Below are 6,757 nucleotides of genomic sequence, written 5' to 3'. Positions count from 1 at the left end.
CGCTCTAATCTCCGATTGAGCGTGGGAGTATGTCACTATTTTGCGCTCTTTATACCATTGTAGTGGGGAACAAATTAGTTATTGGGTGAAAGGGGTTTGTAAGTTATCTCATCCTCCTGTTGCGTGGCCCGAAACTGTGACTCCTGCTCATTTTCTTCACCAGTCTCTCTCCCAAAAACAGGATCATTGGGCTGACTGTTTACCCCAGTTGGCCCAACATTATCGGCAACAGGGAACGGGGATTTTTGGGCAATATCATGGGTTACGCTGGTATAACGGGGAGTTACAGGGGATTGCCTATGCTGATCCCATTCGCTTAGGGGAAATTGCCGGATATGAGCAACAAAAAGCGCGGTTAGTGGAGAATACGCGGTTTTTGTTGGCGGGCTATCGGGCCTTGCACGTTTTATTATACGGGAGTCGGGGATCGGGGAAGTCGTCGTTGGTGAAGGGGTTATTAAATGAGTTCGGCGATCGCGGGTTAAGATTAATTGAGGTGGCCAAGTCTGATCTCCGCGACTTACCGCAGATTGTGGACCGTTTACGATCCTTGCCCCAGTCGTTTATTTTATTCGTGGATGACCTATCTTTTGAGGAAGACGACGAGGCATTTAAGGCACTCAAGGTGGTATTAGAAGGGAGTGTCACCGCGAGGGCAAAAAATGTGGTGGTTTATGCCACCTCAAACCGTCGTCATCTGGTGCGAGAATTTTTTAGCGATCGCCCGCGGCCCAGTGAAGGGGATGAGGTTCATGGGTGGGATACAATGCAAGAGAAGTTATCTTTTAGCGATCGCTTTGGCCTCACCCTCACCTTTGAACCTGCCAACCAAGACACCTACTTACAAATCGTGCAGCATTTAGCCCAGCAAGCCCAAATCCGCCTCCCTCAAGAAGATTTGGAGTTTCGCGCCAAACAATGGGCAACCCAGCATAATGGGCGTTCTGGGCGTTCTGCGAGGCAGTTTGTGGATTATTTACAAGCAGAGTTGGCAATTAACAATTAACAATACCAAACCAACTATGCGAAACTTATCTTTTAACGTTTTATGAACGGTTTGATTTTTAGGAGATGAGCTAATAATTGAGAGTTGATAATTGAGAGTTGGTGAACCACAAAGACACAAAGGACACAAAGAACCAAGACCCAAGAACACACTACAACCGATTCCTGGCTTTTAACTGTAAATACCGTTCCACTAATTGGTCGCTAATTTGGTTGGCCGGGGCATCTAAGACTAAAACCCCTTTTTGTTTTAATTGGGCAAAGGCCGTCTCCCGTTGGGTGAGGAGATCAAGGGCGACTGCTTGATTATAGGCTGCGGTGAGTTCTTTTTGTGGGTTAGGGCTTTCGGGAATGTCTTGAGTGGCAATGCGGTCCACTTCTGGGTCGCGGAGGGTGACGCAGAAGGGGAGATAACGGGGGGTGAGTCGGGTGAGGGCGGCGAGGAGTTCAGCCGAGGCGGTGCGATCTACAATATCGGTGAGGATGACTACTAGGGCCCGGCGGGTTTGTTGGTTGACAATGCGCGTTACGGCCCCAAAATAGTCCGGTTCGAGGAGGTCGGGTTGGAGGGGGGTGAGTTGTTCGATGAGGTGACTGAGGTGGTGTTGGCCTTGGGTGGGGGGTATCCAGAGGGAGAGGGTTTTGTCAAAGACTCCGATTCCCACGCGATCGCCCCGTTTTAATCCTGCTAAAGTGAGAGATAAGGCCGCATTCAGTCCCCAGTCAAAGCGTTGCATCCCCTGAACTTGGGCGGTCATTAAACGGCCTCGGTCCAATAAAATAATTAAGGTTTGTTCTTTTTGGGGTTCGAGGACACGCACCAAAGGCCGAGAACGGCGGGCGGTGGCTTTCCAGTCGATTAAACGGGGGTCGTCTCCTGTGCTATAATCGCGCAGTTCTGCAAACTCGGTCCCCTGACCAAAACGCCGCAATTGGCGCATTGTTCCGGTATTCTGGATAGCGAGACGAATGGATAAAGAACGCAACCCCATTAAGTCTGGATAAACTGCTACTTTTACGGTGGCCGGGATTTTCCACTGTTGCCAGACTAACCCCCATTGGCCCAATTGTCGCACTTGAATATCTCCCCATGTAAATTCTCCCCGTTGGTTGGGGTGAATGCTGTAAATTAAGTCTTCGCTGCTGTTGGAGGGGAGTGTCAGTGAGAAGGTATCTGTGGAGACGGTGAAGGGTTGGGGGTACGCATCCCGCAACTGGAGACGAGTGGGGTAATTTTTAGCGGTGACGGTGAGGACAACGGGGTTATCTCGGCCAATGGAGAGTTTGTGCAAGGGATGACGAGTGACTTCGACTCGTTGTTGTTTCCCTCGTTGTCTGTCAATGAGTCCAATTATAATTAATGTTCCGTCTAAGAGAAGGGTGAAACGAATGCTGGTTTCGGGGGAACTCCAGAGGGTGATGGCAATGGCCACAACCATGATGAGAAATAAGAGTACATAAAAGCGTTGGGAGGGAATCATTGTTTTGGGGGATGGGGGATTGCGTAGATGGATGGACTCCTAAGCTAAAACAGTTTTACGTGAGCAAAAAATACTCTAATTTCTTGTTTCCTGTTCTCTGTTCCCTGTTCCCTCTTATCACATACCCAGTTAAATGCACAACCCGTTAGGAGGGGAATAGCTGACGGTTCACTATTGCCCCGATTCTCAATTGTTACAAATAATTGACAACAGGGATTGGCAATTTCAGCAATTTGTACTATTGTGAGTGCAGCCTGTATTATTTTAAGAATTGTTGCATTTTGCGTAAAGTATAGTGGTACAAGGAGTCAGAGCGATTTTCGGTAATGTGTTTGCGGCTATCTCCCTCGACAGTTGGGTTGGGAGACGGTCTCGTGTTTCCTCTCAGGTGAAAGTGTATGCACCCAAACGCGGGACTAACCCCTATTCCCAAGAGGAGAATGTGCGGTTGGCCTTGACTCGTCACGGACAACCGCAATGGACTGAAGAAGACTTCCAAAACTTGATGAAACAATTGGGAGAAGCGGGTTATGGGTGGCTTAGTCCTGAAGGAGTACGAGCGCAACTTGAAGCGATGAACCAGTTTCGAGAGAAGTAAGCTAGGTTGAGCTTATTCTGTTTTTTCCCTCTTGACAAAGTTTAGTCTATCCCTGTACAAAGATTGCGATCGCGCCCCTCAACCCCCTGATTATTTCGCAAATAATCCCGCACCCAGTTGCAAGCATAAGTTAACTCATCCACATTCAACACGCGCTCCATATTCCACAAGGCCAACATTTGATCATCCGTCCCCGTCGCTAAGGTTTCACCATCGGGACTAAACCGCACCGACCACACCCCACCCCCAAACCCATACAAAGTTTTTAAAACCTCCCCCTCCACCGTCCACAGTTTCGCCGTTTGGTCCACACTCCCCGAAGCCAGCATTTGCCCATCAGGACTAAACGCCACCGTCACCACGCCACTGTTATGCTGGTCTAGAGTATGGACTAACTCCCCCTCCCAGTCCCAGAGTTTCACCGTCCCATCCACACTGGCCGAGGCAATATACTCTGAAGTCGCATCTAAGCCAAAAACCACCCCAGAATGGGCCTCAATAGACTGTAACAACTCCCCCGACCGACTCCACACCTTCACCGTCCCATCGGCCCCGGTAGTGGCAAAGCGTTGGCCATGGGGATGAAACACCACCCGATGCACCCGTCCCTGATGCTCCGTTAAGGTTTTCACTAACGTCCCATCCACTCGCCAAAGTTTCACCGTTTTATCATCACTCACCGACACCACCAACTCCCCATCGGGACTAAAGGCCGCATCCCAAACTTGTGCGTCATGTTTCCCTAAAACTTGCACCGGAGTCCCATCAGGATGCCAAAGATGAATTGTCCCATCAGAGCTAGTCGTAGCAATGAGTTGTCCATCAGGACTCACATCAAAGCCAAAAAAAGAAAAGTGTTGCTCTGGTAAAAAAAGTTGTTCTCTATTCTCCTGTCTATCTAACAAGACCGCATTTCCCCCCTGGTCTTCTATGAGAAGATACTTGCTATTGGGGAGAAAGGCAATATCCCAAATTTTATGATCCCACCGAATTTCTTGGACTAAGGGAGAAGTCGGTTGCCAGAGTCGCGCTGTCCCATCTTCTCCCCCAGACACCAGTTGCCAGTCGGTGGTTTGGGAAAAGGCCAAGTCTCGCACTCCGGCACTATGGCCGCGAAAAATTGCCCCCAGTCGGCCATCCCGTCGCCATAGTCGCACCGTTTGGTCTTTCCCCACAACCCCTAACTTTTGACCATCGGGAGAAAAGGCCAAGCGGTCAACCCCTCCCTTATGTCCCTCTAAGGTGGCCACCACAGTCCCATCTGGTTGCCAGAGTTTCACGGTTTCCGACCATTCCCCGGAGGCCAACAAGTCTCCTTGGGGACTAAAGGCAATACTCCAAACATCTTCTTGATGTTCGGTAAAGGTGAGTTTTACTGTACCATCGAGAGACCAGAGTTTCACGGTGGCATCAAACCCGGCAGAGGCGATAGTTTGTCCATCAGGGGAGAAGTCCACATCCCAGACCATTTCTTGGTGGCCGGTGAAGGTTTGTAGGAGTGTGCCGTCGAGTTGCCAGAGTTTTAGGGTTTGGTCGGCACTTCCGGTTAAGAGGGTGTTGCCATCGGGGGAGAAGTCCACATCCCACACGGCCCCGTCGTGTCCTTGAAAACTTTGGATGATTTTACCTGCCTCGTAGTCCCAAAGGCAGACTTTACCGTTTAATTTCGTGACCGCAAGGAGAGGACGCGAGGAGTCGGGGTGAAACTCCACTTCGTACAATGTTCCCTCGTTTTCTAGGGTTTTAACGAGCGTGCCGTCGGGTTTCCAGAGTCGCACGTTGCTATCAGCACTGGCGGTGGCGATGAGTTGCCCATCTTGACGATAATCTACGCCTAAAACAGGCCCGTCGTGACCGGACAAGCGGTTTTTTTCGTGAATCCAGTATATGCCTTGTTGGAGGACACGCTGCACGTTTTGGGAGAGGGCTGTATCGGGGGTTTTTAGGGCTTCTAAGCGGCGTTTGGCTTTGATGGCGGAGATGAGGGCATCGAGCTTTTGTTGGGCGGTAAATTCGGCATCTGAGGAGGAGATGAGGGCTTTTATTTCGCTTTTGCGAGCTTCGCTTTCTTGTTGACTGGCTTTGCGCGATTGCCAAAAGGCGGTGATGCCGAGGGTTGAGGCGATGAGGAAGGCGAGACTGATGACGCTGAGGAGACGACGTTGCAGGGTGGCGGTTTTGGTGATGGCTTGGGCTTTTTCTAATTCTAGGGCTTGTTGGATTCTGGCGCGATCGCTTTCTTCACTTTTGGCTAAAAATTGATAGTCCAAGTCACTTAAACTTTTCCCTTGGGCCCAGTTTTTGGCTTCTGCTAGGGCGTTTCCGCGCAGTAAGCGCGATTCGTCACTCTGTTCTGATTCTAACCAAGCGTTGAAGGCTTGGGAATAGGGGCGTAGGGCTTGTAATTGGTATTCGGTCCAGTCGGGGTTAAAGACTTCTTGATAAATGGGGTTTTTGATCTGTAAGCGGCCCCGATGTTTGACGACTAACCCAGAGAGGACGAGTTCACTTTGTTCTCGGCTATCATTAACGGGGATAACTTGGCCGTCGAGTAAGTGTAAATAGAGACTGAGGAGACGGGGGAGTCTTTGTTCATTATAAAAGAGGCGATCGCGGATTGTTTTTAAATGTTCCGGTTCATCCTGACTCTCCCAGTTATGGACAATACGAGTTTGCACCAAACTACTCACCCAAAAGTTTTCCATCCCCAAGGGAATACTCACCTCGGGTTTAATATCCTCCTGACTTGAAGTGACAATTAATTTACAGAGTTTTTGCGTTAAAAAGGGTTGTCCTCCGGTCCAGTTTAAAATTTCTTGCAGAATAGCTTGGGGGTTGCCGACTTTTAACTGGAGTCCTTGCAACAGGGGGGTTGCTTCTTGCAGGGTAAACCCGGTTAATTCAATGGCTGTGCCAATATTAAAGGGAGTGCGTGTTTTATCCCGAATTAAGTCTGCGGGAGTGGCAACGCCAAAAATAGCAAAGTTAAGCCGATTATAGTCGGAATTAATGGCCCGTTGATTATAACAAAAGCGAATCCACGCAAAGAAGTCATCTACGGGAAAGGGTAAACTTAATGTGCTATCTATTTCATCAACAAAAATGACGATTTTCTCTTGGGGAAAGCTGGGTAACAGTACATCCCCCACAAAGCGACTTAACCGTTGTAACAGCGAAAAATCTTGTTCATCACTCCACCACCCTTTAAAATTAAAGTCTTCCAGTTGGGTTAAACCGCGCCAAAGTTCGGCAATAATGCCTTTATACCATTGTAGGGGGGTAACATTTTCACTGCCGACGGTGGTTAAGTCAATGGAGGGGCAAAGATAGCCCTCCTGTTTTAACTGATGTCGCGTTTTTACTAATAAGGAAGATTTACCCATTTGTCGGGAGTTTAATACATAACAAAATTCTCCTTGTTTTAAGGATGAAAGGAGTTTGGTATCTGCTTCCCGTTTTACATAGGTTACAGCATTATAAGATAAGCTACCCCCGACTTGATAAATGGTCATAACAATTAATAATTAGTAATTAATTAAGTTTAGTTTTGGTGAATACTGTTAGGGCGAGAAACCGGTTTTTTTTAGAGAATTGGGATATCTATCAAAATTGGGAATAAAAACCCGGTTTCTCAACGGTCGTAATTAGTAATAAATAATAAACAATTAGTAAT

Annotated in this window: 3 protein-coding genes and 1 pseudogene; 2 read left to right on the top strand and 2 right to left on the bottom strand. The window is 48.5% G+C overall.

Annotation, left to right across the window (positions count from 1 at the left end; translation table 11 throughout):
• Positions 1-37: 37 nt before the first annotated feature.
• Positions 38-1,006, top strand: a pseudogene (locus PN462_RS08980) (ATP-binding protein); the annotation flags it as partial.
• A gap of 151 nt (positions 1,007-1,157) precedes the next feature.
• Here the strand turns inward: PN462_RS08980 and PN462_RS08975 are convergent.
• Positions 1,158-2,486, bottom strand: a complete 1,329-nt coding sequence (locus PN462_RS08975) for a DUF58 domain-containing protein (protein WP_272127764.1) — start codon at positions 2,484-2,486, stop codon at positions 1,158-1,160.
• A gap of 295 nt (positions 2,487-2,781) precedes the next feature.
• Here PN462_RS08975 and PN462_RS08970 point away from each other — a divergent pair, with 295 nt between their 5' ends.
• Complete coding sequence (locus PN462_RS08970) at positions 2,782-3,084, top strand: hypothetical protein (RefSeq protein WP_272127763.1); 303 nt, start codon at positions 2,782-2,784, stop codon at positions 3,082-3,084.
• Positions 3,085-3,125: 41 nt separating this feature from the next.
• Here the strand turns inward: PN462_RS08970 and PN462_RS08965 are convergent, their stop codons facing one another.
• Positions 3,126-6,596 (bottom strand): AAA-like domain-containing protein, encoded by a 3,471-nt coding sequence (locus tag PN462_RS08965; protein ID WP_272127762.1) that lies wholly within the window; start codon positions 6,594-6,596, stop codon positions 3,126-3,128.
• Positions 6,597-6,757 lie beyond the last annotated feature (161 nt).

Origin of the sequence: Spirulina sp. CS-785/01 (genome assembly GCF_028330525.1) — a bacterium.
Taxonomy (GTDB): Bacteria; Cyanobacteriota; Cyanobacteriia; order Cyanobacteriales; family Spirulinaceae; genus JAQMSD01.
This window is presented reverse-complemented; position numbering and strand designations above follow the sequence as displayed.

What these genes read in the sequence shown, in the direction of transcription:
- PN462_RS08975 (WP_272127764.1), bottom strand. Translation starts at nt 2,486, where the DNA reads ATGATTCCCTCCCAACGCTTTTATGTACTCTTATTTCTCATCATGGTT.
- PN462_RS08965 (WP_272127762.1), bottom strand. Translation starts at nt 6,596, where the DNA reads ATGACCATTTATCAAGTCGGGGGTAGCTTATCTTATAATGCTGTAACC.